We start from the raw sequence: 26,462 nt of genomic DNA on the forward strand, positions 1-26,462 counted from the left end.
CTGCGGAAACGCGGGGGCCGTTCAGGCTGTTGCGCTGAGATTGAAAATCAACCGGTTTAAAGTCTACTAGATTGGGGGACTCGATCGAGCCAAGTCGACAAAGACAGTTAACCGGCGGCTATTCATGCCTTGATTTAGAACCGCTCGAGAATCTCCGCGGCATTCTCTCGCAGATAGGTATCTAGGTCCGGCACGGCAAACTGCACGTAGCCCCTCTGCGGAGCCTGAATAACCTCTCTTTGTAGCAGCTTAGCCCTAATAGAGCTGACCTCATTGGTCTTTTTGCCCATGCGCTTAGCAATCTCAGATGATTTGAACTGCTGTTATCCTCGCACATGGCCAAAAGGTATTTGATATCGTTGAGTCCAAGTACAGAAATCGCGGGCTCGTGAACAACATCGTGAAAACGAGCCTCTGCCAGCGTAATGCCTTCGATAACATCGCGCTCGCTCACAATGGCACTTTTGGCACGATGCAAGTTGGCGCGCTGCCAAATGGAGTAACCGACCAGTTGTACCAGATAGGCATAGCCCTTAGTGACTTTAGCGGCTCTCGACAGCAAATCGTCCTCTATGGTCAAGCCGGTCGCGATAAAGCTATCGCCCATAGAAAGCGCCACCTCCACCTGGTTGATAGGCGCCAGATCTTCGGGGAGGGCACGACACGAGAATGTAAGTGCCTTGCTCTTAGTAAGATCCATAACACCAGCGGGCGATCCGGCAAATGCGAGAGCAATATCGACTTTCTCCCCTATTAGAAGCTGCACAGCAGAAGCAATAACACGCATATCGTCAATCGGGGCATCCTGCACCTCATCTATGGCGATAAACAGGCCCTTGGAAGACTTTGCGGCCGAGCCAAGCAACTTTCTAAGACTCGACTCTTTGGGCACAACATCGACTTTGGCGGAAACAAAGCCGGCATTTACGCCGACTGAAGCTTAGCTTTATTAGATTATCGCAAACTATATCGGATTATATCGAGTTGTATAAGCCTGTATAAACATATCGTGAAAGTATCGAGCTATCGTAATGCATCTCAGCAATAGCCTAAATGCTGCCTTCTTCCCAACTCGTGGCGAAGTCAAGCTGAGGGCCCTCTACAACCATTGTCTAAAGCGAGAAGAACTCACTCTCGGCAGATAGGTTCGGCCCCAACCACGGATCACCCGTCAAGAAATACTCCGACCAGCGCTGCATAAACAGTGCCTGCTCGCGCTTCCAACGGCGTAGCTTTTCCTCGTTGGCCTCTTCCCTGCCGCGCGAGGTGAACTCGTAGTGGTACAGCTCTGCATAGGGCGTAAAGATGGTGCGGTAGCCGGCCACACCCGAGGGCAAAAGTCTGCGTCGTTAAAACCGACGGCGAGTTCCTCGTTGGAGCCTCCGACCTGCTCAAATACGTCGCGTAGGACCATCTGGCAGGCGCCCGTCACGGCACTGAAGTTGCCCGGGCGCACAGCACGGGCAAGAATAGCTCCCACACTTTGCAAAAGACAACTTTGTAGCTGCAAATTAAATAAACGCAATTCTATGCCCATATCGATACGTCATATGCCAGCAGCGCATTCTATTGGTATGGAAACCGGTTTGAGTCATTGATTTAAACTGGAGCCTCTACAGCAATTAATAGCGCCCTAGACAGCATCAGCACCAGAGACATACCAAACTAGCCATCATCACCGATCTCAAATAATTCGCAACGGTTACCATGTCGGCCTTCGACTCAACCGGCCAGATTACAGCAACCTCGATGATAGTCGTCTTAGTTGCAACAACCGTGGGCGTTACCATGCCTCTAACAGGTTTTGCGTGCCCACGACGCGCTTTCCTAGATGATTATCGACCAATCCGCTACAACCAGTGAACGCTGGTTCGGAACCCCAATCGTCCCACCACCAGCGTAGCGGGATCGTCGTCAAATCACGTATGCGGAAGAAAATGTCAAAAGTCTTGGTTCTACGACAAAGCTTTATTAAACAAATCGAAAGGGCCGATAAAACGCATGATGAAACCAATCAAGAGTTTCCTGAGACCTTCCAACATTAAGCAAATCGCGAACACAGCTGTTGGAACCAGAAGCACCTGCAACATTCCCAGTCTAACGCCGACACGCGTAAAGGGAAACAGCGAGCTCCAAAGCCAACTTTGGATAGGCCCATAGTCAGAAATAAGATAAGTAGCGAAACAAAGTTTCGCTACAGCGTTAACGAAACGGGAGGAAAAATGCGGCATCTTTAAATCGATCAACAAGACCGAAATTGCTATAACTAACGAAAAAATAGACGCCGGTGATCCGAAAAAACCGTTATACAAATTCGCAAAGGTCGAGCCCAGCAAACCATCAAAATGGAATTGACCATAAAACGATATTGCAACTCCCACAAAGGAAGCAATACAACAAGTAACCAGGCGCCGTACATCCACTGTTGACAAATCTACATACCAGCGAATATAGCAAACAAGAACGCAAATTATAATAAAATCAACTAGTAGCCCGTCGATGGGAATCCAAAAGAGCGGCACATAACGCAGGAATCCAAAGGCGAAGACCAGAAAGATTGATAGATAAAGATGTAGTTTCTGGTCCAACACATGCAAAGCCGGAATTAAAAAGGGCAGCAAAAAAACAAGCCAAGCATAGACGGTTACAAACCACCAACTAGAACCAGTAAGAGTTGGTGCAAAAATATCTATCAAATTAGTTGGACTTACTTGAATATCGCCGCGAAGCATGAAGAAAAAACCCAGCACAATACTATAAAAGAGAACCGTGCCTTCGATTGAAGCTATCTGTTTAACAGCTTGTTTAATGGAGTATCCAGCTTTCCCCGCAACAAACCAGATTGTTATGGCAACAAAGCAGCCGACCGCAGTTCTTCCAATTGGATAGAAAAAGATATTGTAGAAAAACCTAGTAAACGAGCTAGGAAATACGGAAACAGAATCAGCGTTGTGAACAACAAAATGATGAGCCATTACCGTCCACATAAGGACAATGCGAAGTAATTCGATACGGGAATCTCGTATTTTTACCATAATGCCCCCAAGTAAAATCAAAGCCTAATAATACCTCGACCTAGAAGCGTTCGAGAATCTCCTCGGCATTCTCTCGCAGATAAATATCTAGGTCCGGCACGGCAAACTGCACGTAGCCTCTCTGTGGCGCCTGAATAACCTCTCTTTGTAGCAATTTTGCCCTAATGGAGCTGACCTCATTGGTCCTTTTACCCATGCGCCTAGCAATCTCGGATGATTTGGACTGTTGTTTGTCCTCGCACATCGCCAAAAGGTATTTGATATCGTTAGGCCCCAGTCCGGAAATCGCTGGCTCGTGAACAACATCGTGAAAACGAGCCTCTGCCAGCGCAATGCCCTCGGTGACGTCGCGCTCGCTCACAATGGCACTTTTGGCACGATGCAAGTTGGCGCGCTGCCAAATGGAATAACCGACCAGCTGCACCAGATAGGCATAGCCCTTAGTGGCCTTAGCGGCTCTCGACAGAAGATTGTCCTCTATGGTCAAACCAGTCGCGACAAAACTATCGCCCATAGAGAGAGCTACCTCCACCTGGTTGATAGGCTCCAGATCTTCGGGGAGGGCACGACGCAAGAACGTAAGCGCCTTGCCGTTAATAAGATCCATAACACCGGCGGGTAAACCGGCAAAGGCAAGTGCGATATCTACTTTTTCCCCTATTAAAAGCTGCACAGCAGAGGCAATAGCGCGCATATCGTCAATCGGGGCGTCCTGAACTTCATCGATAGCAATAAAAAGACCCCGTGATGACTTCGCCGCCGAACTCAGCAACTTTCTAAGGCTCGACTCTTTGGGCACAACGTCGACTTTCGCGGAAACAAAGCCGGCGTTTACGCCGACCGAAGCATTGCCCGCAAGGGAAGAATCAGCAACCTGATCCCTCAAGTCCAGCAATAGGTTAGGGCCAGCAGAGACAATAGCGGTCTTCCACCCAAGCTCTCGAGCACGATCCCTAAGATCACAGAGCAAAACAGTTTTTCCGGAGCCCCTCGGTCCAGCAATGCGCATGAGCCTCGCAGGTGCACCAATTCCCGCATTCAAACTCTCAGTAAACTCAAGGGCAATATCATCACGACCAATTATGCGCGGAGGCTCAGCGCCGGCAGTGGGACGAAACGGGTTATGGAATGCTGTGGCGCTCACTTGTTTGCCTTTCTAGGGAATCGATTATCAATTAATCGTAGCTTTATATTTATATCGTAATTTATATCGGATTTTATCGGTTTGTACATGGCTATATAAACTTATCGCGGAAATATCGCGCTTTCGTAACCTATCCTTGACCCTTGATCCTTGATCCTTGATCACATACGTTACTGGCCAATAACGCCCATCTAATGTGCTGCGATATAATCAAACTCATCAAATGCAAAGCCAACAATCCGAAGGGACCAACGTGCTAACAATTCACTATGGTGATATGGAAAACGTTATCTACAACACGTCGGTTTACTTCGATAACGTCTATTCGCCCCAGTGGTTTCAAGACTCCTTTGCTCAAAGGGTCATTAAATCCATCGACAAAGGCACCGTGGTGGGCCCCAATGCAATCGATACCAAGATTCTAGGCATCATTCCTCCCGAGAAACTATCCAGCGGCACCAAAACGCTGCTGCTTATGTACTTTATGCCGCAGAATATATATAACGCCTCAAATTGCGGTGATAATTGCGCCTACTGGATTCTGAGGATCGCCGCGCAAAGGGATCTAACAATCAATCTCTACCATTTAATGGATTTCGGAAACGGCAAATTCACGGCTGTCATTGCGAACACGGGTGATGTCGTTCACACGATGTTCGACCTTGTCCCCATAGCTGGAAAATGCCTAAGGGAGAACTCCTGATGCGCGGATCATACAAGGTAATTATTCAAAATAACCGGGTTCAGTTTAAACTGACCATCAATAGAAATCTGACCATCATCCAAGGCAACAGTGCTACAGGCAAGACAACTCTGCTTGATATGGTGGCAGCTCACGAAGAGCTTGGGGCACAAAGTGGCGTAACAGTCAGTTGCAAAGTGTCCTGTAAAACAATATCTGGAAAAAATTGGCGCAGAGATCTCCAAGAGATTTCCAGCAGCATTGTTTTTATTGATGAGGGCAATAGTTTTGTTCGATCAAGAGAATTTGCCCATGAAGCAAAACGTAGCTCAAACTACTACGTAATCGTCACCAGAGAGTCACTGCGCCAACTGCCCTATAGCGTTGATGAAATCTACGGTCTTAAGAACACCAACCGAACCACAACGAAGTATCCCGTTTACTCTCGTGTCTACACCTCTACATATCGTATTTACGGTGATACTAAATTTAGAGGCGAGAGGCCCGAGCTTGTCATCGTAGAGGACACAAATTCGGGCTACGAATTCTTCAGTTTGCTATGCAAAAAGAGCAGCATTAAGTGCATCAGCGCGGGAGGAAAATCAAATATTTGCAACTGCATTATGGACGCACCGGAAAACGACATCCTCGTGATTGCCGACGGCGCCGCCTTCGGACCAGAAATTGCGGAAGCAGTTGCTCTATTGCGCCGAAAGAACATCAAGCTATTCCTACCGGAATCGTTTGAATGGCTCGTGTTGAAGTCGGGATTATTCAACAGCAAACACATTAAGGACATGCTGCTTAACCCCGCTGATCATATAGAAAGCTCAAAGTTCTTTAGCTGGGAGAAGTTCTTTACTGCAGAACTCATCGAATGCTCACGAGACACGCGTTTTCGATATGACAAGAGCTGCTTGAACGAGGAGTACTTGAACCCTACCGCTCTTACAGCCCTTGAGGATACTTTGCCGGATCTTGGAATTACTTCGCCCTAAAGCGAGAAGTACTCGCTCTCGAGAGATAGGTTCGGCCCGAGCCACGGGTCACCGTCAAGGAAGAACTCCGGCCAGCGCTGCATGAACAGGGCTTGCTCGCGCTTCCAGCGGCGCAGCTTTTCCTCGTTGGCCTCTTCCCTGCCGCGCGAGGTGAACTCGTAGTGGTACAACTCGGCATAGGGCGTAAAGATGGTGCGGTAGCCCGCCTCCCACACGCGCAGGCAAAAGTCCGCGTCGTTAAAGCCGACGGCGAATTCCTCGTTATAGCCTCCGACCAGCTCAAATACGTCGCGTCGCACCATCTGGCAGGCGCCCGTTACGGCACTGAAGTTACCGGGGCGCACAGCGCGGGCAAGATAGCCCTCGCGCTTTGCCGAGAAGTCCTGGTTGGCATGGGCAAGTGCGCCACGCACGCCAACCACAATGCCGGCATGCTGCACCAGATGATCGGCAAAGTAGAGCTTGGCGCCCACCACGCCCGCATCGGGACGCTGCAGATACCCCATCATTTCTTCGATAAAATCGGGGCTTATGACCTCAGTATCGTTGTTCAGCAGCAGCAGGTAATCGCCCTTGGCATGCTCCACACCAAAGTTGATGATCTGGGAGTAATTGAACTCACCCGGCCAGTACACAACGCGCGCGATGCCCTTGCCTTCGGATGCAGCAGCCACGCGTTCCGGCAGGGTTTCGTAATATGCAAACGTCTCCGGGGCTTCGCTGTTGTTCTCCACCAAGACGATCTCGTAATTGGCATACGTGGCTTTCTGGGCGATCGACATCACACAGGCGTCGAGCGTCTCAATGTGATCCTTGGTCGGAATCACAATGCTCACCAGCGGCGCAGGCTCTGGCAGCGCATAGCGCATGCGGTAGACAAACGGTGTCTCGGTCTCCACGACCGTTCCGTGAACGCCCAGCGCGTTAAAGTGGCGCTGCAGCGCAAGGCGCCCGGCTTCAATAGCATACGGCTTGCTATCGGCAGAGCCATCGGCAGTTGAACCGGGATGCACGCGCCAGTGATACAGCACATGTGCAACGTGCTCAAAGCGCGCGCCGGCTGCAAGGCAGCGAAGCGTCAGGTCGTAATCCTGAGCGCCCGCGACGTCTTCCGGCGACATGCCAATACGGTCGATGAGCGCCTTCCCCACCATCAGAAAATGCGTCACGCAGTTATGGCTATAGAGCAGGTCGACGTTGAGCTTGGTCTTAAATACCGGCTGACCCCACTCCCCCGTTTTCTGGAACATGTCCTCGTCGCAGAACAGGACCTGGGGGCGGTCGCCCTCGGCAGCCTTATTCAGCGCGGAAACATAGTGGAATAATGCGTCCGGCTCCAGGATGTCATCGTGGTCCAAGAACGCGATGTAGTCGCCCATCGCTTGCTCAATACCTGCGTTGGTGTTGACCACAATGCCGCCGTTGCCGGACAACTCGATGCGGCGAACGCGCTCGTCATTGACGTCCGCCGCAAGGTCGGCCACCGCATCCCATTCAGGCGAGGCATCCATAAGAAGCAGTTCCCAGTTGTCATAGCTCTGGGCTAGCACCGAGTCCAGCAGCTCGCGCAGGTAGACCCGATCGGTCTTGTAGCACGGCACCACAATGCTCACGAGCGGCCTATAGGCAAAGGCCGCCGAAGCGACACGCTGGCACGCCAAATCGCCCGGCTTTGCGCGATGCTGCTCAAACCAACGTCGATAAGCTGCGCCGTCTGCACGCGCGTCCTTCATACGGTTCCAGCTGTCGTCGACCATGCCGTTGTACAGGCGACCATCCATGGCGCAAAAACCGCTCTGGATCCGCTCTGTGGGATCGCTCGCAATCGCGACATAATCCCGTATATCCTGAGGCATCTCTACGCTCAGATACGTTTTATTGACACGGCAACCGTTGCGCTGCGGCACATCGAACTGCGATTCAAACACATGCACGGTGGCATCGATGGCATTCATATGCGTATCGAAGATCTGGAGCTCAGGTGCGCACTGGGGGTCTCCCGCCCAGGTGGCCTCATAGCGCCACACCGCGCCGGCGTCTGCCGGCAAATAGCGAATGGCATCGATCTCGTAGCGACCGCAGCATTCGCCACGCTGCGCATCGCGGATAAGCGCGCACAGCGCAGGCTTTGCTTTGTAGTTAATCTTGGATTCCAGCTTGGCCACGCGGCTATCGAGGCAAATGGAGCCCAACCTTTGGCCACCGGATGCAAATGCGACGTCAATCGTAGAGCCGTCCAAAAAGGGAAGCACCAAGACGGCGAGCTCGCGCTCGCAATCGGAAACGAAAGGGCAAAGCGCCAACACACGGCCATGATCGACCGGGAGCACCAGCGACGGCACACAAGAACCGCTCGTCGTCGCATGGGTAAACGCTTGAGAACCCTCCCGCTCAATAAGCGCGGCGACATCCTGACCGGCAAAACGAAGCAGCACAAACAGACGGCCCTGACTGCGGCAAAGTGCCAAACGCTTGATACTCATCTACACTTCTCGCTTTCCCAGGGCGTTCGCCGCCATGCGTTTGCAGGCACCCAGGCGCCCAAACCTCAAGACATCGTAATCGAACATGAGCTTTTTGCATGCACGGGCATTGGGGGCCTTGCTGGTAAGCGCCGCACGCACCATAGCAGCAACAGAAGGAGCGCATTGTGCGAGCGCAGCATCGCTGCCCACGGCAGAACCGTTAAGCGCCGCGACAACGGCAGCAAACACCTTGCCACAGTCCGAACCCAGCAACCTGAGCGCATCGTACAGCACCAGATCGCACAGGAAGTACGCTAGGTCATCGGCATGCTGGACATCGAGACCGTCGCGCTGCCAGTCAGCCAGCACCGCGGAGTAAATCTTCACGTGCTCCAGCAGACGTGTCTCGTCGTCGTAGCGCATGGTGTCCATGAGCGAACCCTTGCGCGCCACGCGGTAGTCATACAGCTTGTTCGAGATAAGCGCGGTTTTGTGCGAACGACCGTACACGGCAAAATCGAAGACCTGGTCCTCGCCATACTTGACGGTTTCGTCGAACACGATCCCGTTACCCAGCAAAAACTCACGCTTGCAGGCGGTGCGCCATGCAAAGGGGCGAGACGCTTCCTTAAACAGCAGGTCGGAGCTATAGCCTTCAAACGACACATCGCGCGGGCTCAGCACATAGTTAAGCCACGGATACCCCGCCTCCAGCGGATACGGATTCGCACCAAAGGTCAAAACATCACAGCGCTCGCGCTCAAAGGCATCGACGATCACGCGGCATGCATCGGGCGTAAAGCGGTCGTCGGAATCCAAAAACGCAACGATAGGCGCCGTGGACGCGGCGATGCCTGCATTACGCGCACTCGACAGGCCGCCGTTCTCCTTATCGACCAGCGTAAAGCGCGCGTCCTTTTCGCAATAGGCAGCCGCAATATCGCGCGAACCATCCGGCGAGCCATCGTTGACCAGCACGCCTTCCCAATCGGGCATGTCCTGCGCAAGCAGAGAGTCCAGGCACCAGGCCAGGCACTCCTCCACGTTATAGATGGGAACGACAACGGAAATCTTGGGGGTAGCCATAGTCACTCGCTCCTACTGTGCGGCCGGAACGTCGTCAGGGTGCGGGTTGTCGCCGTAGGTGCGCTGATACGTCAGCACGCGCCAGACCAGCGGCAGGCCGCCAATCTTAAAGTAATGCTTAAACGTATTGAGCTTGCCCGGCTTCTTAAAGTCAAAGCGCGAATCGATATAGGCGCGGGGCGACTTGACCATCAGGCGCAAGTCGGTCTCGCCACGCGGATCGAACAGCGACAGGTCAAAGCGACCGGCATCCCAATCGGACTTGAGCTCGGGAGAGGCCTTCTCCCAAAACTGCTCGCGCAACTCATCGACGAGGCGCTCATCATTCCAACGGTACGTATCGACCTTCATGCGCATTAAAATGCCCTGGAGTTGAGCCTTAAGCTCGAGGCGTTCATCCAAAAAGCGCTGCATCTCGGCATATTCGTCGCAAACGCAAAACACCTTGTTGGGCGAATTAACGGAGCTCTTCTCGTTATCTTGCCGATAGCACAAAATGGGGTCCGCAATAAACGCGGCACGTTCGGCACAAGCCCAAACTTTAAAGTTAAAGCCTGCGTCCTGATACGAGGCACCCGGCGTGGGAAGGAACCGAATCTGATTGTCGTTGAGGAACTCACGCCGATAGATAGCCGACCAAATGGAAGGTTTGCGGTAGAAGATGCCCGGGCGATCGACGGGGCGATACGCGGCGCCCGTCATATGCTCGTCGATGATCCCAAACAGCTCACGGCGCTCGCTGGGCGTGGACCAATACAGGTAAAAGTCGCCCTTTACCACATCGGCATGCTCAGTATCGGCCTTGGCGACCAGCTTTTGGAGCGAATCCTCAAACATAAAGTCGTCAGACTCAAGGATGCCCACGTACTCACCGCGCGCCATCTCCAGGCCGCGGTTCATCGAGTCGCCGTAGCCGCTGTTGGCTTTGTCGATCATCTTTACACGAGAGTCGCGCTCCATGTACTCGCGGATGATATCCGGCGAGCTATCGGTGGAGCCGTCGTTGATACAGATGATCTCGATGTCCTTGAGCGTCTGAGCCACGGCGGAATCGAGGCACTCGCGCAGGTAGCGTTCGACATTGCAGATGGGGACAAGCAGCGAAACTTTAGGGGTATCAGAGTTCTGCAAGAGAACCTCCTGTTGAATAGCGTGTAACAGGGTTATTTTAGCAGCCGAGTTGCGGCGGGCGGCAGCGCTTGGAATTAAAGAAAGCGCTCCAGGCAGGCTTTGAGACCGCGAGTCGAAAGATAGAACAGCGTTGCGTCTGCCATCGAAACGCCCGCGGTCGCCGCAACGAGCTTGTGGGCAACACGGCGAACGGCGCCCTTAGCAGGCATATCCGCCCACTCCGTTCCCAAAAACGTCGTGAGGTCCATGTTGACGCGAGCCGCCACGCGGTGGAAGTCATCGGAATCCAAGCGCGCCAGGTCGAACACAATGAGGTCCAAAAACCAAGTTATCAGCTCGCCGGGGCACAGGTCCAAAAGACCGTAGGCCGCCCAGTCCTCCAAGACCTCCTCGAGCATCCTCATGTGGGCGTCAAGTTTTTTGGCGCGAGCCTCGACACTGTTGAACTCGTGCGTCGCCGATTCGCTCTCCATCACGTAGTGGTAAAACTTGTCCGGCATGACGACGGTCTTGCGGGCAAGCGCATAAGCCGCAAATTGGAAGACGACGTCCTCGCCCAAAGCCAAGCCGGGGGCGAAGCGAATGCCTTCGCGATTGAGCAGCTCGCGCGAAAAAGCCGCACGGCAGGCATACGGCTGCGCATTCGCATGGAACAGCAACTGGGGATCACGGGCGCCGAAGGTACCGGCTTTGGGGCTCATGAGTTGCTGGACGCGTTTGGGGGCAGCATCGGCTGGTTCACAGACGCCGCCAAAAACGGCGGCCTCGGCATCTACAGACTCCATGGCATGCAGTACGCGCTCGACCGTCTGGGCATCGATGTAATCGTCGGCGTCCACAAAAAAGACGGCCTCGCCCTCGGCGGCATCGATACCGGCATTTCGAGCACACGAGACGCCCGCGTTTTCCTGGTCAATCACCAGTACGCGATCGTCGGCCTGCGCGACCTGGTGCAACACGTTCAACGAATCATCAGTTGAACCGTCGTTGACGCAGACAACCTGAATCGAGCGCTCGGACTGAGCCAACAGCGAATCGAGGCATCGCTGAATGGAGCGCGCAGAGTTGTAAACGGGGACGATAATGGTAGCTTTAGGACACGAGGTCTCTCCCATGCCGACCTACCCCCTCAGCGATTCGATGAGAAAGGCGGCGACCACGCCTGGGCCTCCAACCGAGGCGTAATACTTAGCACGCCCCAAGGCACCATCCGTCGCAAAACTCGGATGCTCGTCAACCCAGCCCTCAGGATCTTTGAGGATGGCAGCAAGATTCGCGCGCTTCCACGGCTTGAGGTCGTCAAGCGAAAACTCCCCCGCGTCCAAGGCCGCCTGAAATTCCTTTGCCATCTGCACCAGGAACTCCTTATAGAACTTAGGCGCCAGGCGCACGTAGTTCCACATATACGAATCGTACTTAATGAGCTGATTGAACTTGAGCATGCGCGCGACATCGCCGCTTGCGTGGTCGCGGGCATAATCCTCTCGAATCCAACGCTCAATCTCGGCATACTCGGTATTGACGCAAAAGACCTTGGCCGAAGAATTGACCGAGGAATTCTCGTTGTCCTGGCGATACGACAACACGGCATCATGCAGGTAAATAGCCTTTTCGGCACACGCGATCACCTTAAAGGCAAATGACGTGTCCTGAAAGGATGCCCCCGGAGTCGGCAGGAACTTGATACCGTTGCGCTCAAGAAAATCACGACGGTACACGGCCGACCAAATCGACGGTTTTTGCTTAAAGAACTGCGTCGTATTGCTGGGATGCACCGGTTTGCCACAATCCCTTGCCTTAAACATCTCGTGCAGCGAACGGCGCTCCTCGGGCTTAGACCAGTAGAAATCAAAGTTCGCCTTCGCAAAGTCGGCATTATTGCTATCGGCGGCCGAGACAAGCTTTTCGAGTGCGTCGGGCGCCATAAAGTCATCGGACTCCAAGATGCCAACGTACTTGCCACGCGCCATCTCCAGACCGTGGTTCATCGAGTCGCCGTAGCCGCTGTTGGCCTTGTCGATCATCTTGACGCGCCCATCGCGCTCCATATACTCGCGGATAATCGCCGGCGAGTTGTCGGTCGACCCGTCGTTAATGCAGATGATCTCAATATCCTTGAGCGTCTGCGCCAGGGCGGAATCGAGACACTCGCGCAGGTAGCGCTGAACATTGTAAATGGGAATAAGCAGCGACAGAACAGGGCTGCCAGAGGCGTTAGTAGACAAATGTGCTCCTTAGGAAATACCTGTCGTTTCATGGTATCAAAGGGTCAGCGCGCCAGCGGACGTTTATATAATCTATGGAGCCTCTTGCGGGCAAAGTAGCCGCACGTCATGCGGCGGGCCCGTGGCAGGTTCCTGCGTTTTATTCAAAGCTTGCCGACAAGGTGCGGTGAGCCTTTACAATAGAACAGTCCCAAGGACGTATTCGATAGCTTCCGCGCAGCGCTCGCCCGCCGCGCGTGAAAGGATATATTGCCCCATGCCTTCAACCCTTCCCGCTCCCATCGATAAGCTCGCCATCGTTGTCGTTACGTACAAGCGCCAGGAACTCCTGGCCAACCTGTTCGACTCCATGACCGAGCTCACGGCAACGCCCTGGCGCATCGTGATTGTCGATAACGAGAATTCGCGCGAGACCGAGGCCATGTGCACCGCATTCAACGAGCGCCTGGCCAGCCTGTGGGGCATCGACACCGAGCAGCCCGACGCGCAGGGCGGCACCGACCGTGTCATCTACGCCCCGCAACTCGAAAACGGCGGCGGTGCGGGTGGCTTCTCCGCCGGCACTAAATGCGCCTACGATCTGGGGGCCCAGTGGTTCTGGGTGATGGACGACGACGTGCTCGTCATCCCCGAAGGCATCGAGCGTCTTGCCAAGTGGACCGACCGCTACGATGTCATCCAGGGTTCGCGCCTGGACTTTGACGGCGGCGCTTTCTTTTGGCAGTACCAGCTCATCCTTTCGCTCGGCATCCCTAACCCCATCGCCAAGTGGGACTTGGGGCCCGAGGGCTACCGCACCATGAACCAACTGTGCTTTGAGGGCGGCATGTTCTCGCGCCGCGTGGTCGACAAGATTGGCCTGCCCGACGCGCGCTTCTTTATCTACGGCGACGATGCCTGCTACGGCTACGTGGCCAGCCAGCACTTCCCCGCCGCCGTGGTTGCCGACGTGGTGCTCAAGCGCGCCCGCGCCGTCTCCAACTGGGACATCGCCGGCAAACGACAGCTCAACTCCACGAGCGACACCAACCGCTACTACATCATGCGCAACCGCGGTTATCTGGCACGCTACATGCAGATCTACGGCGACTACCACCCCGTGCTGTTCCGTCTGGGCAATGCCGCGACCTTCTGCAAGGAGTTCATTCGTCTGGCAGCAGTCGACAAATGCTTTAAGACCGGTATTCCGGCGCTGCGCCGTGGCATGAAGGACGCCCGCAAGATCGTTAAGGACCCCAACTGGAAGCCCATGCCGCCCCTGAAGGACGCCGAGTAGTAAAGGGCTTTCGCCCGCCGCTACAGTCGTTGACACACCACGGACACACGCTGACCGTCAAAACCAAAGCCCCAACGCATGCGCCCGACGGCGGGGCGCGGCACGCGGATATCATCGATGCCGTCGCGCTCGATTTCGAGCAGTGCCTGAACCGCCAACAGTTCCAGGCCCAGGGCATCGACGCCAGGGTCGTACATCATGTTGATCGTAATGAGCGGTCGCTCATCGAGCATGCCGAACGTGTCAGCCACGTCAAACACCCGACCGGTGGGAATCACCTGGATATCCCAGCGATCCGAGACGCCACTTCGCTTGGAGCTGGGATTGCAATAGCCAGGCAGTCCAAAGCAGAGCCCCTGAAGCACCAGATGATAGGCTGTCGGCATATCTGATTGGCCCACATCGATGCCCAGATCGCCGATAGCACAGCTCAAAGCTTGCTTTACAGCGTCCTCGTCTCCTCGACACAGCCCGTCATGGAACGAGTCGATAACTCCAACGTCCTCAACGGCGCACTCAAACCATTCCAGAATTACAAGACGGAGCGCCTGACGCACTTCGTTGTTAGGCAGACGCAGGGAACGAAGGCACGCGCCGTTTTCCGAATGCCCCGTCATGTCCGTCGTAAGAAATCCAGACAGATACAGCGCTGTCCAGATATCTTCGGGCTTGGCGGCATCGGCCTCCTCGGCATGCACATGCACTGGCACCTCAATAAACCCATGCGCCTCAAGTAAATCGAACAATGCGGACAGGCGCATGAGATTCCAGTCGCCGACGCATGCGCTCAGACGGTCGGCGTAACCATACAGATCTGCCCGAACGGGCGCGACGCAACCGCGATGTGCGTAGTCCACCACGCGCTCCGGGCTCGAGCAATAAAAACCACCAAGCAGATAGCCCTCGAGCCACTCACGCGCGTCATCCAGACAGCCGTTGCGACCGATGCAATCCAACAGCACTTGGACTTCGTCGTCCGAAAAACCGAACCATCGATCACACCAACTCGACAACGCTGTCGCCGACCGATAGGAAACCCCACGTTGGGACAACGCAAACTCGGCATGACCGGGGCGTTCGCACATCAGACACGTCAATCGCAACGAGTCGCCGGCATCGGCAATGGTGTCGAACAACATTCGGCTGAGCGACTCTAGGGAATCCACGCTACCGTCGTCCTTAGCGTCCAAACGCTTTGGACATACCGCGTCGTAGTCGTCTATCAGAAGAACAACCTGCTCATCGAAAGCTGCCTGGAGCAGTTTAATAAGCACGCCAAGCGCCGCATCGATCTCCTTATCGCTGGCCACCCCACGCGCCGCCCTCTCGATAAGACGAACCTCACGTCTTGACAGATCAGGCGCGGCAAGCAGCGGCAGTAATCGGGCGCACTCGCGCACGACAGCCCCGCGAATTGCTGCCGCAGCACCAGCGCCATGCCTCGAAGCGGCAGCTGTAAAGTCGAGCATGATGACCGGATAACTCGCGTACTCATCACGATAGCGACCGCCGCCCGCCTGCCAAATCTGGGTACCAGCGAACAGGCTTCGATCCGGCAGCCGGCGATCAGGTCGTTCCAAATAGCACTTGAGCATCGATAAATTCATGCTCTTGCCAAAACCCTTGGGCCGACAGCAAAGCGCAACAGGTGCTTCACTGTCCAATATATCGGCAATAAACATAGTCTTATCGACGAGTAAACACCGATTGATTGCATCGGAAAAGTCGCGTGCATCAACCGGTAGAGCTGCGCTATCCGCATGATTGAGCAACCGTGCACCAAACGCATGAGTAAAACCACAATTCACCTGTTCAGACACCGTAAACTCTCCTTCTAACGCAGCACGATGCCCATTGTAGCGAGCGGGTAGAGCGCAACAATATCGACATGCAAACGTTTCGGGCAGCGGTAGCAACAGACCCCCGAGGGGGCATAACAAATCGTTGCACAACAAAAAAAGGGGGGGGCCGATGCCGCCGCACCGGACCCCGTCTCAAAAGCTTATAGAAAACGATCTGGAAGATTACTCCTCCAAGCCGTCCTCCCCAGAAGCCTTCTTCTGCTGATCGAGCTTATGCTTACCACTTACGATAGACGTAGCGCCCAGTGTGGCCAAGCTTACACTGGCAAGGCTCGCCATCACAATCAGATCACCCGTCTTGGGCATGTTGCCGCCCGAGGACTTGGTAGTTGTAGTCGTCGTGGTCGTGGTGGTCACCGTTTTGGAGTCATTTTGCTCTTGGACCTGGTTGTCAGCACCGCTCTTGTCGTCGTCTTCGGACTGTTTCTTTTCGCCCTCGGCCTTGCTCTTGTCCTTCTCCTCAGATTCAGACTTCTTATCCTCGTCCTTCTTCTGTTCGGACTTGTCGCTCTTCTCCTCAGAGCTAGAACCCTTATCGGATTCGGTCTTCTCGGAAGCCTTGTCCTTGGAGTCGCCCTTTGCGGCTTCGATCTTTTCCGTGGAAACCTGATCAGAGTTGCCCTTGTTCTGGGTCGAGCCGTTATTGACGCCAGCCATCAGCGAAGAGCCCAGCGTAGAACCAAGCTGCTCGGAGAAAGAAGGCTTCTTGTCCGGCGAAGCAACGGGAACGTCCGGCGCCTTATTCGAGTCATCCTTGGAAGCATCGGAACCAGGGGTTGCGTCAGAGCCGGAGCCGTTGTTAGAGCCGGTGCCAACGGACGAATCGCTCGAGCCGGTGGATGAGTTAGAGGTGCCAGCGCCGGTCGAACCAGAAGCGTCGCTGTCCGTATTGCCGGCAGAGCTTGAAGACGAATCGCCCGCAGCAGAGCCGTTTGAATCGGAACCGTTCGAGGTAGAGCCGTTGTTGGTAGTGCCACCAGCAGAGCCATCACCGTCAGCACCGGTCGAGGGCGCATCCATCCTGTCATCGTTGGCATCGTCGCTCGAGTCGTCATTCGAATCAGGCGTCGGCGAGGGCGCCGGCGTAGGTTCGGGCTGCACGGGCGTCGCAGCGGCCTCGTCCTCGGCGATATAAACCAAGCAGTCCTTCAGCTCATTGCGGTAGCGGTTCTTCCAGCCCTCATGATACTGGGGCTGGCTCGAATACTTGGTCGCCACGTTATTGACCACACTGTTGGAAAGCGCCGTCACAAACTCGCGGTCGGACATATCGTTGGAGAGATTCGCCCAACGGAAGAAGTCCCTGCAGCCACCGGTGCCGCACATGTTGGTGATGCTCCACACCATGCCCTTAACGCAATCGGCACGGCCCGAAATATCAATGCCCAGGCCACTCTTGAGCCACGCCTCGGTCACCGCATAGTACGAGTTGTACGCATAGGCATCTTGAAGAGCTGAGAACTCAACAGGATCGATGTTATAAGCGCCCTGGAAGGCCTCCTGCGCAATACGGCCCAACTCGGTGAGCTGGCCGTTCTCGTACATGGCATTGCTCATGTTGGAAATCTCGCTGCCGCGATCAATCGCATCCTTGAGCATGCTGTATTTTTCGGGGTTGTAGTTGTAGGCCTGCTTCATAAACGGAATGAGCGACCAACGACGGTCGAACTGGTAATAACCCAGCGCGTTATAACCGTCACCGTACGAAAAGCCCTGGTTATAGTTGCCGTGACTCTCATATTTGGTGAAGTACTTCATCTCGGGAGTCACGTTAACAAACGAAACGCCCTGGACCGACCTCAGCACGCCCGAAAAGGACTGCTGGGTATAGAGACCCTTATCGATATCGGTCGCATCCGAGGCAACGCCCGGCGTGGGCTCCTCGGCAGCGGCGGGTGCCGGCGCGGAAACGGCGCCAAACGAAAGCGCCAGCGTCAGGCCCGCGACAATCGCAGAATGCTTGGGCTGCATAAGATCCTCCCTGCATTGGTGTAGTTAAAGTGCAGTTTGCAAAGATAAAAATAAGTATTGCAGCTCGCCCGTTGTTGCACAACAACCCCTCGGTAAACGGCAACAACCCTCCGCGAAATCTTAAGGAATTAAACAAACTGGTCGTCGGGCGCCATCAGAAGCTCGCCGTATCGCTCCATCAGCCCGTCCCTCAACTGACAAAAAGCGGGAATATATACGTTCAAGATGCGCTGAATCAAATCTTGAGCGAGCTTGTTGTCATAGATATGGACGTTCGTATTGCGGTCTTTGAGCATATCTAGCCAGGCCGCCTCATCAATAAAGTCGTAGAATCGGTAGGACTCCTTCAAGATGGCACGAGGAGACCCCGACGCGGCAAGCGTGGCGCCCTCATACTCGAGCAGACGCTTAAGGAGCTTCCAGCTCAGTTCAAATTGAAGATTGAACTTATTAATCAAACCACTCTGAACAAAATCATTGTTGAGATCCTGATTGGGCGCATCCTCAAGATTCGCCAAGGCGCTGACAAAGTTCTCATATTTTTTCATACAGAATCACACCATCCCTGGCAATTTCATCGAGCAATTGACGCGATAAGGACTCGTCGAGATTGACGACATCTACATCTAAAAGAGTATCAAGACGCTCCTCGATCAAATATGACAACCGGCCGAAATCCCGGCAACCTGCTACGGCGATGTCAATATCGCTCTTAGGCAAGTTGTCACCTCGAGCGCGGGAACCAAACAGCACAACCTTCTCGGCGTCACATTCCCGAGCAAAAACTTCAATTTGCTTATACACCTTGTCGAGAGATGTCATTTGCAGCCCTACAGCTTAATGTCGAAGTTGATCTCGGGGACGGCAGCAAGGTCGGCCAACGTCACGCCGTCGACGTACTTTTCGATCACGTCGTCCAGACCGCGCCAGAATTTGACGGTCGAGCAAAGATCGCTGCGGGCGCAGCTGTTGTCGATGCCATCGCACGCCACCGGAGCCGTGCTGCCCTCGACGGCGCGCAGGATGTCGCCAGCACGCACCTCGGAGGGATCCTTGGCCATCATGTAGCCGCCGCCCTTGCCGCGCACGCTCTTAAGCAGGCCCGCCTTCATAAGCGGACGAACCAGCTGCTCCAAATACTTTTGCGAGATATGTTCGCGGTCGGCGACCTCGCGCAGGGCAATCTTGCCCTCGGCGTCGCCCAGCGCCGCGATATAGATCATCAGCCGGAGGGCATAGCGGCCCTTGGAAGAAATGAGCATACCTACCCTCCCATTGCATCTGGGACAACATAACCAAGTTTGTTTGTCCCAAATCTTAAGTAAGTGGGACAAACACAACAGGTTATTTTGTCCCAGAATTTGAAAAGTCGAGTGGATTAGTCGGGTTTTCCCTTGACTAACGCCGAACCCATAGTAACTTTATTCCGAGAAGATTCCTAGGGTTTAGTACACCTATGAGTACACCATATACAGAGAGGGACAGCATGAGCGCAAATCCGCTGCTTTCCATCGAAGGTCTGACCGCCTCCGTGGACGAGAAGACCATCCTCCACAACGTCAACCTGCAAGTCGCCGCCGGCGAGACCCATGTGCTGATGGGACCCAACGGCGCCGGCAAGTCCACCCTCGGCCACTTGGTCATGGGCGACCCCGTCTATACCGTGCAGGACGGCCGCATCGTCTTTGACGGCCAGGACATCACCGAGCTCACCACCGACAAGCGTTCGCGCGCCGGCTTGTTCCTGAGCTTCCAGGCCCCGGTCGAGATCCCGGGCGTACCGCTGTCGAGCTTTTTGCGCGCCAGCATCGCCGGCCGCCCCGGCCTGGAGATGAAGGGCAAGGAGTTCCGTCGTCGCGTCAAGGAGCTCGCGGCCGAGCTCAATATGGACACCGCCTACCTCAACCGCGAGCTGGGCGTGGGCTTCTCGGGCGGCGAGAAGAAGAAGGTCGAGATGCTCCAGCTTCTGCTGCTGCAGCCCAAGCTCGCCATCCTGGACGAGACCGACTCGGGCCTGGACGTCGACGCCCTGTCCACCGTCAGCCACGGCATGGACGCCTACCGCAAGAGCTGCGACGGCTCCATGCTCATCATCACGCACAACACGCGCATCCTGGAACACCTGGATGTCGATCGCGTCCACGTTATGGTCAAGGGCCACATCGTGCGCGAGGACGACGCCTCGCTGATCCCCTGGATCGACAAGAACGGCTTTGAGACCTTCGAGCGCGAGGCCGCCGAGCAGCGCGCCCAGGCCGAGGCCGCCGCTGCCGAGCAGCAGGCGTAAAGGGGCGACGCAATGACCAAGAACCGCACCGAGGTCGCGGACATCGACCGCAGCCTCTACGACTTCACCTATGGCGAGGAGGGATTCGAGCGCCTCGACGCCGGCATCACGCCCGACATCGTGCGCGAGATCAGCGCCAAGAAGGACGAGCCGCAATGGATGCTCGACCTGCGCCTAAAGTCCCTCGAGATCTTCAACCGCTTCCCCGATCCGACGTGGGGCCCCTCCATCGAGGGCCTGGACATGGACAACATCGTCACCTACGTCAAACCCAACACCGACCAAAAGCACGACTGGGAGTCGGTGCCCGACGACATCAAGAACACCTTTGAGCGCTTGGGCATTCCCGAGGCTGAGCGCAGCTACCTGGCAGGCGTCGGCGCGCAGTACGACTCCGAGCTCGTCTACCACAACATGCAGGACACGGCGTCCAAGATGGGCATCGTCTACTCCGGTATTGAAGAAGCCCTGCACGATCCACAGTGGGAACCGCTCATCCACGAGAAGTTTATGACGCTCATCCCGCCCACCGACCACAAGTTTGCGGCCCTGCACGGTGCCGTGTGGTCGGGCGGCTCGTTTGTCTACGTGCCCAAGGGCACCAAGCTCGACTTCCCGCTGCAGAGCTACTTCCGCCTCAACGCCAAGGGCGCCGGCCAGTTTGAGCACACGCTCATCATCGTCGAAGACGATGCCGACCTGCACTTTATCGAGGGCTGCTCCGCGCCCAAGTACAACGTGGCCAACCTCCACGCCGGCGCCGTGGAGCTCTTTGTGGGCAAGCGCGCACACCTGCGCTACTCGACCATCGAGAACTGGTCCAAGAACATGTACAACCTCAACACCAAGCGTGCGCGCGTGGACGAGGACGGCGACATCGAGTGGATCAGCGGCTCCTTCGGCAGCCACGTGGGCTACCTGTACCCCATGAGCGTGCTCAATGGCCGCCGCGCCCGCTCGAGCTTTACCGGCATCACTTTTGCCGGCGCCGGCCAGAACCTCGACACCGGCTGCAAGGTCGTGCTCAACGCGCCCGAGACCTCGGCGACCGTCGAGACCAAGGGCATCTCCAAGAGCGGCGGCATCCAGACGTTCCGCAGCTCCATCGTGGCCACGCCCAAGGCCGAGGGCTCCAAGGCAACCGTGAGCTGCCAGTCGCTGATGCTCGACGACCAGAGCCGCTCCGACACCATCCCCGCCATGGACATCCGCGCCAAGAACGTCGATATCGGCCACGAGGCCACCATCGGCCGCATCGGCGACGACAAGGTGTTCTACCTGATGAGCCGCGGCATCTCGGAGGAAGAGGCCCGCACCATGATCGTCAACGGCTTTGCCAACCCGGTCTCCAAAGAGCTGCCGCTGGAGTACGCCGTCGAGATGAACAACCTGATCAAGCTCGAGATGGAAGGAGCGATCGGATAATGAAACAGGAAACCAACACCGCTGCTACCACGCTCGAGCAGGTTAATGCGATGCCTGCTGCCACTTGGGGCTGGCTCAAGATGAACCAGACCAAGCTCGAGCTTTCCGACGAGCTTGTCACCGCTCCCGCCGGGGCCGTTGAGGTCGAGGGCTTGGACGAGCAGTTCTCCGGTGCCGCCGACGCCTTTGACGCCGCCATGGAAGCCATGGTCGAGCGCTTCCCCGAGCGCCGCGCCGCTGCCCCCGGCGACGCCGCCGACCGCGCCCGCATCACGCCCGAGACCGAGCTCGACGTGCCCGCCACCTCTGTCTACCAGGCCGGCGCCATCAAGCTCGAGGAAGAGCTCTCCCCTGCCGAGGCCTTCGAGACCGGCATGGGCGAAGCCGCCTACACCTACCTGGCCGACCACACCACCAAGCGCATCGTCATCGATGTGCCCGCATACCAGCACGCCACGGTTACCGTGCGCGTGAGTGGCGTCGACGCAGCGGCTGCGATTGCCACCATCGACGTCGTCGCCCATCCGCAGTCGACGCTCGACCTGCAGATCGCCCTGGACTCCCCCGTTGCCGGCGAGGGCGTCGTGGGTTCTGCGCTGCGCGTGTGCGCCCACGAGTACGCCACCGTCAACGTGACCTGCACGCAGACGCTCGACGACAGCTGGATCGCACTCGACGACACCGGCCTGTTCCTGGACGAGGGCGCACGCGTCAACGTGCAGCACACCGTCCTGGGTGCCGGTGCCAGCGCCACCGGCCTTGCCGGCGACCTGCTGGGCGACACCGCCAAGGTGACGATCGACACCGATTACCTGGGTGCCCGCGAACAGGTGCGCGACTTTAACTACGAGCTGCGCCATCGCGGCCGCAAGACCGAGTGCGAGATCGACGCCAACGGCGTGCTGACCGGCACGTCCAAGAAGGTCTACCGCGGCACCATCGACCTCGTGCACGGCTGCAAGGGCGCAACCGGCACCGAACGCGAAACCGTGTTGCTGGCCAACAAGGGCGTCGACAACAAGACCGTCCCCGTCATCCTCTGCGACGAGGATGACGTCGCCGGCAACCACGGCGCCACGATCGGTCACGTCCGCGACGAGCAGCTGTTCTACCTCGCCTGCCGCGGCCTCGACCAAAACGCCGCCGAGGACCTGTTCATCCGCGCCAAGCTGGAGGACGCCGCGCTTTCCGCCACCGATGAGCACACCCGCGCCGCCGTCGTCCGCCTGGGCAACAACCTGATCGATAACTTTGAAGAGGAGCTCGCATGATCGATACCGAGCACGTTAAATGCGATACCTGCACCGCCCCCGAGCCCATGGAGCTCGACGCCAGCGACGAGGCTTCGCGCGGCTGGCCCACCGTCGACATCGAGACCAACCCTTACAAGGCGCAGTTCCCGCTGTTCCAGCAGCATCCCGAGATCGCCTTCCTCGATAGCGCTGCCACCGCACAGCGCCCCGCCTGCGTGCTCGACGCCGAGCGCGACTTCTACCAGCGCATGAACGCCAACCCCCTGCGTGGCCTGTACTCGCTGTCTGTCGAGGCCACCGACGCCATCGCCAAGGTCCGCCAGCAGATCGCCGACCTCATCGGCGCTGCCCAGGCCAACGAAGTCGTCTTCACCCGCAACACGAGCGAGTCGCTCAACCTGGTCGCCAAGAGCTTTGCACCCACGGTGCTCGAGCCCGGCGACGAGGTCGTCATCACCATCATGGAGCACCATTCCAACCTGATCCCGTGGCAGCAGGTCTGCCGCGAGACCGGCGCCAAACTCGTCTACCTCTACCCCACCAAGACCGGCCAGCTCACAACCGAGGAGGTTCTGGCCAAGGTTGGCCCCAAGACCAAGATTCTGGCCGTGGGTCAGGTCTCCAACGTGCTAGGCGTCGAGAACCCGGTCAAGAACCTCGGCAAGCTCGTGCACAAGTATGGCGGCTATCTGGTCGTCGACGGCGCGCAGTCGCTGCCGCACATGCCGGTCGACGTGGCCGATCTGGGCGCCGACTTCTTTGCCTTTAGCGCGCACAAGGCCATGGGCCCCATGGGTATCGGCGTGCTGTGGAGCAAGATGGACCTGCTCAACGCCATGCCGCCCATGCTTACCGGTGGCGAAATGATCGATTCGGTCACCGAGCAGGACGCCGTCTGGGCGCCCGTCCCCGAGAAGTTCGAGGCCGGCACGCAGAACGCCGCCGGCATCTTCGCCACAGGCGCCGCCCTCGACTACCTCGTCAACACGGTTGGCTATGAAAACATCCAGGCACGCGAGCAGGCACTCGTCCACTACCTGATGGGCGAGCTCATGCAGCTCGACTTTGTCCAGATCATCGGCTCCATCTACTGGGACAACCATCACGGCGTCGTGAGCTTTAATGTCAAGGGCATCCACCCGCACGATGTCGCGAGCATCATGGACATGGACGGCGTCTGCATCCGCGCCGGTCACCACTGTGCACAGCCACTGCTCACCTGGCTGGGCGTCGAGAACCTCGCCTGCTGCCGCGCCAGCGTAGCCTTCTACAACGACAAGGCCGACATCGACAAGTTCATCGCCGGTCTGCATCACGTTTGGAGTACGTTCAATGGGTAACCTTTACACCTCCACCACGTTCATGGAGCACAACTCACACCCCGACTATAAGTACGAGATGGATGCCCCCACGCACGAGCACGACGGCATCAACCCCAGCTGCGGCGACGAGCTCACCTTGCAGCTGCGCGTCGAGAACAACGTGATCGAGGAGGCCTCCTTTACCGGCCACGGCTGCGCCATCAGCCAGGCCAGCGCCGACATCATGGCCGACCTCATTACCGGCGAGACGGTCGAGGAAGCACGCCGACTGGCAGGGCTATTCCTCGCCATGATTCGCGGCGAGCAGCTCTCCGATGAGGACCTGGAAGACCTGGACGAAGCCGCCCAGCTCCAGGACATCTCGCACATGCCCGCCCGCGTCAAGTGCGCCGAACTCGCCTGGCGCACCCTCGGCGGCATGCTCGAGGGCAAAGCTAACCAGTAGCGGATGTCCCAAATCCAAGCTTTTTGATGGCCGAGCCGCCCGATACGGGCGGCTCGGCTTTTTATAACGAGCACACACAGTCCACGCGTCCGGCGCCCCGCCTGTCATTAAACGCACGGCCAACCGCGAACACGGATGTTCTCCACAGCACCAATGGCTTGCGGCAGGGCCACGGACACTCCACGCAACGTCCCATATCCTGCCCCGCTGGACTCCGGTTCGCTTTGCGTCTGCCACAGACGGGTCCCCTAGGGTGCGGCGTGCATTTTTGCGAGTATTCAGCACGCCAAGCTGTGTGTATACGCATCGGAAGTGTTAATCAACATCTCAAGTCGCCTTTATATTGCGATTTAGAACAAGCATCGAGGTCTCAGGGGGCGCAAACATGAGCTTCGGAGGATCATCGGTAGGCACAAATCGCTTCGGAGCCCGTATGTTTCAAGATTGCGACGGTGCCGACAGTACCACGATGCTGAATACTCCGCTTTTTGCACGGAGTAGACGGGGGTAGGCACAGGCTAAACCTAACTAAGCCGTTATTATATGCATGAAGGCGACCGTTCTATGCAAATCTAGATGCGCAGTTACCGTACCAAGCTTTTAGAACAATAGTTGTGGCGAATGGGCGACCCCGGCTGCGGTGCACAGGCGACCCTACACCACGTTTCCACCAGTCAGCACCGCCGCTGGCGCACGAGCGCGCACGATGCGCGCAGCGGTACTTTTGCCAATCCCCGTATACCGCTCAATCTGACGCACCGTAAATCCGGCATCATGCAATCCAAGAATAACGATATTGCGCTGCGCCGACGATGCGGCTTTAACCTCGTGGAGCGGAACCCCGAGACCCTTCGCCAGCTTTTCGGCAAAGGCGTGCCGCTCCCACTCCGTCTCTTCCAGATCGGGCATCGCAGGCTCGCAGGCATCGGGCGTCGAAAGCGAATAGGCAATAAAGGCCTTGGCAGAACCAAAAAGCTCAAGCACGCAAGACGGGTCGGAAAATCCCCTCGTCATATCGTTGTCATAGGCCCGTAGATACTCGACAAAGCTGCTCCACACATAACGCTCGATTAAGCTGAAGCCAGCCTCCTGCGGATCAGCGTGTACAGAGCGAACAGCCTCCATCACCTGCGAGTCGATATCGAGCGAGCGGCGCTCAAAACGTTCACGAAATAGGCAGCCCGAGCGCCCAGTGCGCTTATTGAACCGACGAGCATACGTCAACAGCAGCCGCTGCATGGCTGCGCTCATTTTGTCCTCGTAATCCAAAAGCACCAGATCCACGCAGTCGCTCATGAGACACCACGCCACAATCGTCACCTGGGCCTCGCGGCAGCAGTTGCGCATCAGCTCCAAAAACTCCCACCGGTCTTCATCGCCCTCAAAGATGAGCTGCTTGCCCACACCGCGGGCACAGACATGGTAAAAGCCGGTAACCGTTCTCCAAACGCGCTGCATGGCGCTCCCTTCGCCGGGATCTGATTGCCATCCAATACAGCACGATTGAAGCGTGCCATCAAAACATTCACGCAAAACAATACACTCGCGCGGCCAAAGGCAGTAAACGGGCGGCGAACGGCACCGTTGCAACAGGTCAGACCCCGCAACGCATACAAGAGCTGACCAAAAGCTTGCCAAAGACGAACCCCCTCTACGGAAGTTCGCGACCACAGAACATATAGTTAAACCGTTTCAATTAAAACTTCCGGACTTCTCGCTACGAAAACTGAGCCGTTCGCCGAATATTCCGTGCATTTCGCGGTATTATAGGGGCTGCATGTCATGTCCCTTTCGAAGGGTCGCCCGGCAATCGCCAGCCACGACCCCCAGACGGGACGCCAACACGATAGAGAGG

Annotated in this window: 23 protein-coding genes; 8 read left to right on the top strand and 15 right to left on the bottom strand. The window is 56.5% G+C overall.

The window, feature by feature from the left end:
* Positions 1-181 precede the first annotated feature (181 nt).
* From CHY22_RS01650 to CHY22_RS01665, 4 genes are all read right to left on the bottom strand, one after another.
* The gene (locus tag CHY22_RS01650) at positions 182-892 is read right to left on the bottom strand and encodes a hypothetical protein (RefSeq protein ID WP_143759196.1); all 711 of its coding nucleotides are present in this window, start codon (positions 890-892) and stop codon (positions 182-184) included.
* A gap of 220 nt (positions 893-1,112) precedes the next feature.
* Complete coding sequence (locus CHY22_RS01655; protein ID WP_089571978.1) at positions 1,113-1,337, bottom strand: hypothetical protein; 225 nt, start codon at positions 1,335-1,337, stop codon at positions 1,113-1,115.
* 618 nt (positions 1,338-1,955) lie between these two features.
* Positions 1,956-3,035: an acyltransferase family protein gene (locus CHY22_RS01660; protein ID WP_089571979.1), complete on the bottom strand. Its 1,080-nt coding sequence runs from the start codon at positions 3,033-3,035 to the stop codon at positions 1,956-1,958.
* A 40-nt stretch (positions 3,036-3,075) separates the two neighbouring features.
* A complete protein-coding gene (locus tag CHY22_RS01665; RefSeq protein WP_233502809.1) occupies positions 3,076-4,179 on the bottom strand; it encodes an ATP-binding protein in 1,104 nt (367 codons plus the stop codon).
* Between the two features lie 277 nt (positions 4,180-4,456).
* Here CHY22_RS01665 and CHY22_RS01670 point away from each other — a divergent pair, with 277 nt between their 5' ends.
* Positions 4,457-4,882, top strand: coding sequence for a DUF4869 domain-containing protein (locus CHY22_RS01670; protein WP_199408725.1), 426 nt, complete (start codon positions 4,457-4,459; stop codon positions 4,880-4,882).
* A complete protein-coding gene (locus CHY22_RS01675) occupies positions 4,882-5,859 on the top strand; it encodes a hypothetical protein (protein WP_089571984.1) in 978 nt (325 codons plus the stop codon). Before CHY22_RS01670 ends, CHY22_RS01675 begins: the two co-directional genes overlap by 1 nt.
* Here the strand turns inward: CHY22_RS01675 and CHY22_RS01680 are convergent.
* From CHY22_RS01680 to CHY22_RS01700, 5 genes are all read right to left on the bottom strand, one after another.
* Positions 5,856-8,342 (bottom strand): glycosyltransferase family 2 protein, encoded by a 2,487-nt coding sequence (locus CHY22_RS01680; RefSeq protein ID WP_089571987.1) that lies wholly within the window; start codon positions 8,340-8,342, stop codon positions 5,856-5,858. The two genes, CHY22_RS01675 and CHY22_RS01680, sit on opposite strands and share 4 nt — an antisense overlap.
* The gene (locus CHY22_RS01685) at positions 8,343-9,410 is read right to left on the bottom strand and encodes a glycosyltransferase (RefSeq protein ID WP_089571989.1); all 1,068 of its coding nucleotides are present in this window, start codon (positions 9,408-9,410) and stop codon (positions 8,343-8,345) included.
* Positions 9,411-9,422: 12 nt separating this feature from the next.
* Positions 9,423-10,541, bottom strand: a complete 1,119-nt coding sequence (locus tag CHY22_RS01690) for a glycosyltransferase family 2 protein (RefSeq protein WP_158551153.1) — start codon at positions 10,539-10,541, stop codon at positions 9,423-9,425.
* A gap of 74 nt (positions 10,542-10,615) precedes the next feature.
* Positions 10,616-11,656, bottom strand: coding sequence for a glycosyltransferase (locus CHY22_RS01695; protein WP_089571993.1), 1,041 nt, complete (start codon positions 11,654-11,656; stop codon positions 10,616-10,618).
* 6 nt (positions 11,657-11,662) lie between these two features.
* Complete coding sequence (locus tag CHY22_RS01700; RefSeq protein ID WP_089571995.1) at positions 11,663-12,766, bottom strand: glycosyltransferase; 1,104 nt, start codon at positions 12,764-12,766, stop codon at positions 11,663-11,665.
* Positions 12,767-13,022: 256 nt separating this feature from the next.
* On the opposite strand from CHY22_RS01700, the gene CHY22_RS01705 reads away from it, so the two are divergent.
* Positions 13,023-14,042 (top strand): glycosyltransferase, encoded by a 1,020-nt coding sequence (locus CHY22_RS01705; protein WP_089571997.1) that lies wholly within the window; start codon positions 13,023-13,025, stop codon positions 14,040-14,042.
* Positions 14,043-14,062: 20 nt separating this feature from the next.
* On the opposite strand, the gene CHY22_RS01710 is transcribed toward CHY22_RS01705, so the two are convergent.
* The 5 genes from CHY22_RS01710 to CHY22_RS01730 all read right to left on the bottom strand — a co-directional run bounded on the left by CHY22_RS01710 (position 14,063) and on the right by CHY22_RS01730 (position 19,137).
* Positions 14,063-15,862, bottom strand: coding sequence for an AAA family ATPase (locus CHY22_RS01710; protein WP_089572000.1), 1,800 nt, complete (start codon positions 15,860-15,862; stop codon positions 14,063-14,065).
* Positions 15,863-16,066: 204 nt separating this feature from the next.
* Positions 16,067-17,875, bottom strand: a complete 1,809-nt coding sequence (locus CHY22_RS10045) for a hypothetical protein (RefSeq protein ID WP_089572002.1) — start codon at positions 17,873-17,875, stop codon at positions 16,067-16,069.
* Between the two features lie 128 nt (positions 17,876-18,003).
* Positions 18,004-18,423 (bottom strand): HI0074 family nucleotidyltransferase substrate-binding subunit, encoded by a 420-nt coding sequence (locus CHY22_RS01720; RefSeq protein WP_089572004.1) that lies wholly within the window; start codon positions 18,421-18,423, stop codon positions 18,004-18,006.
* Positions 18,410-18,697, bottom strand: a complete 288-nt coding sequence (locus CHY22_RS01725; protein WP_089572006.1) for a nucleotidyltransferase domain-containing protein — start codon at positions 18,695-18,697, stop codon at positions 18,410-18,412. Before CHY22_RS01725 ends, CHY22_RS01720 begins: the two co-directional genes overlap by 14 nt.
* 8 nt (positions 18,698-18,705) lie before the next feature.
* Positions 18,706-19,137 carry an Rrf2 family transcriptional regulator gene (locus tag CHY22_RS01730; RefSeq protein WP_089572008.1) on the bottom strand — a complete coding sequence of 144 codons (432 nt, stop codon included), beginning with the start codon at positions 19,135-19,137 and terminating at the stop codon, positions 18,706-18,708.
* A gap of 224 nt (positions 19,138-19,361) precedes the next feature.
* Here CHY22_RS01730 and sufC point away from each other — a divergent pair, with 224 nt between their 5' ends.
* Genes sufC through sufU form a run of 5 tightly spaced genes read left to right on the top strand, consistent with a single transcriptional unit; the run spans position 19,362 to position 24,607 of the window.
* Complete coding sequence (gene sufC / locus CHY22_RS01735; protein ID WP_089572009.1) at positions 19,362-20,162, top strand: Fe-S cluster assembly ATPase SufC; 801 nt, start codon at positions 19,362-19,364, stop codon at positions 20,160-20,162.
* 12 nt (positions 20,163-20,174) lie between these two features.
* A complete protein-coding gene (sufB, locus tag CHY22_RS01740; RefSeq protein WP_022094821.1) occupies positions 20,175-21,587 on the top strand; it encodes a Fe-S cluster assembly protein SufB in 1,413 nt (470 codons plus the stop codon).
* Positions 21,587-22,858, top strand: a complete 1,272-nt coding sequence (locus CHY22_RS01745; RefSeq protein WP_089572011.1) for a SufD family Fe-S cluster assembly protein — start codon at positions 21,587-21,589, stop codon at positions 22,856-22,858. The genes sufB and CHY22_RS01745 overlap by 1 nt, the downstream gene beginning before the upstream one ends.
* Positions 22,855-24,180, top strand: coding sequence for a SufS family cysteine desulfurase (locus tag CHY22_RS01750; RefSeq protein ID WP_199408726.1), 1,326 nt, complete (start codon positions 22,855-22,857; stop codon positions 24,178-24,180). Before CHY22_RS01745 ends, CHY22_RS01750 begins: the two co-directional genes overlap by 4 nt.
* Complete coding sequence (gene sufU / locus CHY22_RS01755; RefSeq protein WP_089572013.1) at positions 24,173-24,607, top strand: Fe-S cluster assembly sulfur transfer protein SufU; 435 nt, start codon at positions 24,173-24,175, stop codon at positions 24,605-24,607. Before CHY22_RS01750 ends, sufU begins: the two co-directional genes overlap by 8 nt.
* A 654-nt stretch (positions 24,608-25,261) precedes the next feature.
* Here the strand turns inward: sufU and CHY22_RS01760 are convergent.
* Positions 25,262-26,065, bottom strand: coding sequence for a transposase (locus CHY22_RS01760; protein WP_089572015.1), 804 nt, complete (start codon positions 26,063-26,065; stop codon positions 25,262-25,264).
* Positions 26,066-26,462: the final 397 nt, after the last annotated feature.

The sequence above is a fragment of the Collinsella sp. TF06-26 genome (assembly GCF_002232035.1).
Lineage (GTDB): Bacteria > Actinomycetota > Coriobacteriia > Coriobacteriales > Coriobacteriaceae > Collinsella.

Coding starts and splice junctions, on each gene's coding strand:
- CHY22_RS01660 (WP_089571979.1), bottom strand. CDS start 3,035: ATGGTAAAAATACGAGATTCCCGTATCGAATTACTTCGCATTGTCCTT.
- CHY22_RS01670 (WP_199408725.1), top strand. CDS start 4,457: ATGGAAAACGTTATCTACAACACGTCGGTTTACTTCGATAACGTCTAT.
- CHY22_RS01675 (WP_089571984.1), top strand. CDS start 4,882: ATGCGCGGATCATACAAGGTAATTATTCAAAATAACCGGGTTCAGTTT.
- CHY22_RS01680 (WP_089571987.1), bottom strand. CDS start 8,342: ATGAGTATCAAGCGTTTGGCACTTTGCCGCAGTCAGGGCCGTCTGTTT.
- CHY22_RS01685 (WP_089571989.1), bottom strand. CDS start 9,410: ATGGCTACCCCCAAGATTTCCGTTGTCGTTCCCATCTATAACGTGGAG.
- CHY22_RS01695 (WP_089571993.1), bottom strand. CDS start 11,656: ATGGGAGAGACCTCGTGTCCTAAAGCTACCATTATCGTCCCCGTTTAC.
- CHY22_RS01705 (WP_089571997.1), top strand. CDS start 13,023: ATGCCTTCAACCCTTCCCGCTCCCATCGATAAGCTCGCCATCGTTGTC.
- CHY22_RS10045 (WP_089572002.1), bottom strand. CDS start 17,875: ATGCAGCCCAAGCATTCTGCGATTGTCGCGGGCCTGACGCTGGCGCTT.
- CHY22_RS01720 (WP_089572004.1), bottom strand. CDS start 18,423: ATGAAAAAATATGAGAACTTTGTCAGCGCCTTGGCGAATCTTGAGGAT.
- CHY22_RS01725 (WP_089572006.1), bottom strand. CDS start 18,697: ATGACATCTCTCGACAAGGTGTATAAGCAAATTGAAGTTTTTGCTCGG.
- CHY22_RS01730 (WP_089572008.1), bottom strand. CDS start 19,137: ATGCTCATTTCTTCCAAGGGCCGCTATGCCCTCCGGCTGATGATCTAT.
- sufC (WP_089572009.1), top strand. CDS start 19,362: ATGAGCGCAAATCCGCTGCTTTCCATCGAAGGTCTGACCGCCTCCGTG.
- sufB (WP_022094821.1), top strand. CDS start 20,175: ATGACCAAGAACCGCACCGAGGTCGCGGACATCGACCGCAGCCTCTAC.
- CHY22_RS01745 (WP_089572011.1), top strand. CDS start 21,587: ATGAAACAGGAAACCAACACCGCTGCTACCACGCTCGAGCAGGTTAAT.
- CHY22_RS01750 (WP_199408726.1), top strand. CDS start 22,855: ATGATCGATACCGAGCACGTTAAATGCGATACCTGCACCGCCCCCGAG.
- sufU (WP_089572013.1), top strand. CDS start 24,173: ATGGGTAACCTTTACACCTCCACCACGTTCATGGAGCACAACTCACAC.
- CHY22_RS01760 (WP_089572015.1), bottom strand. CDS start 26,065: ATGCAGCGCGTTTGGAGAACGGTTACCGGCTTTTACCATGTCTGTGCC.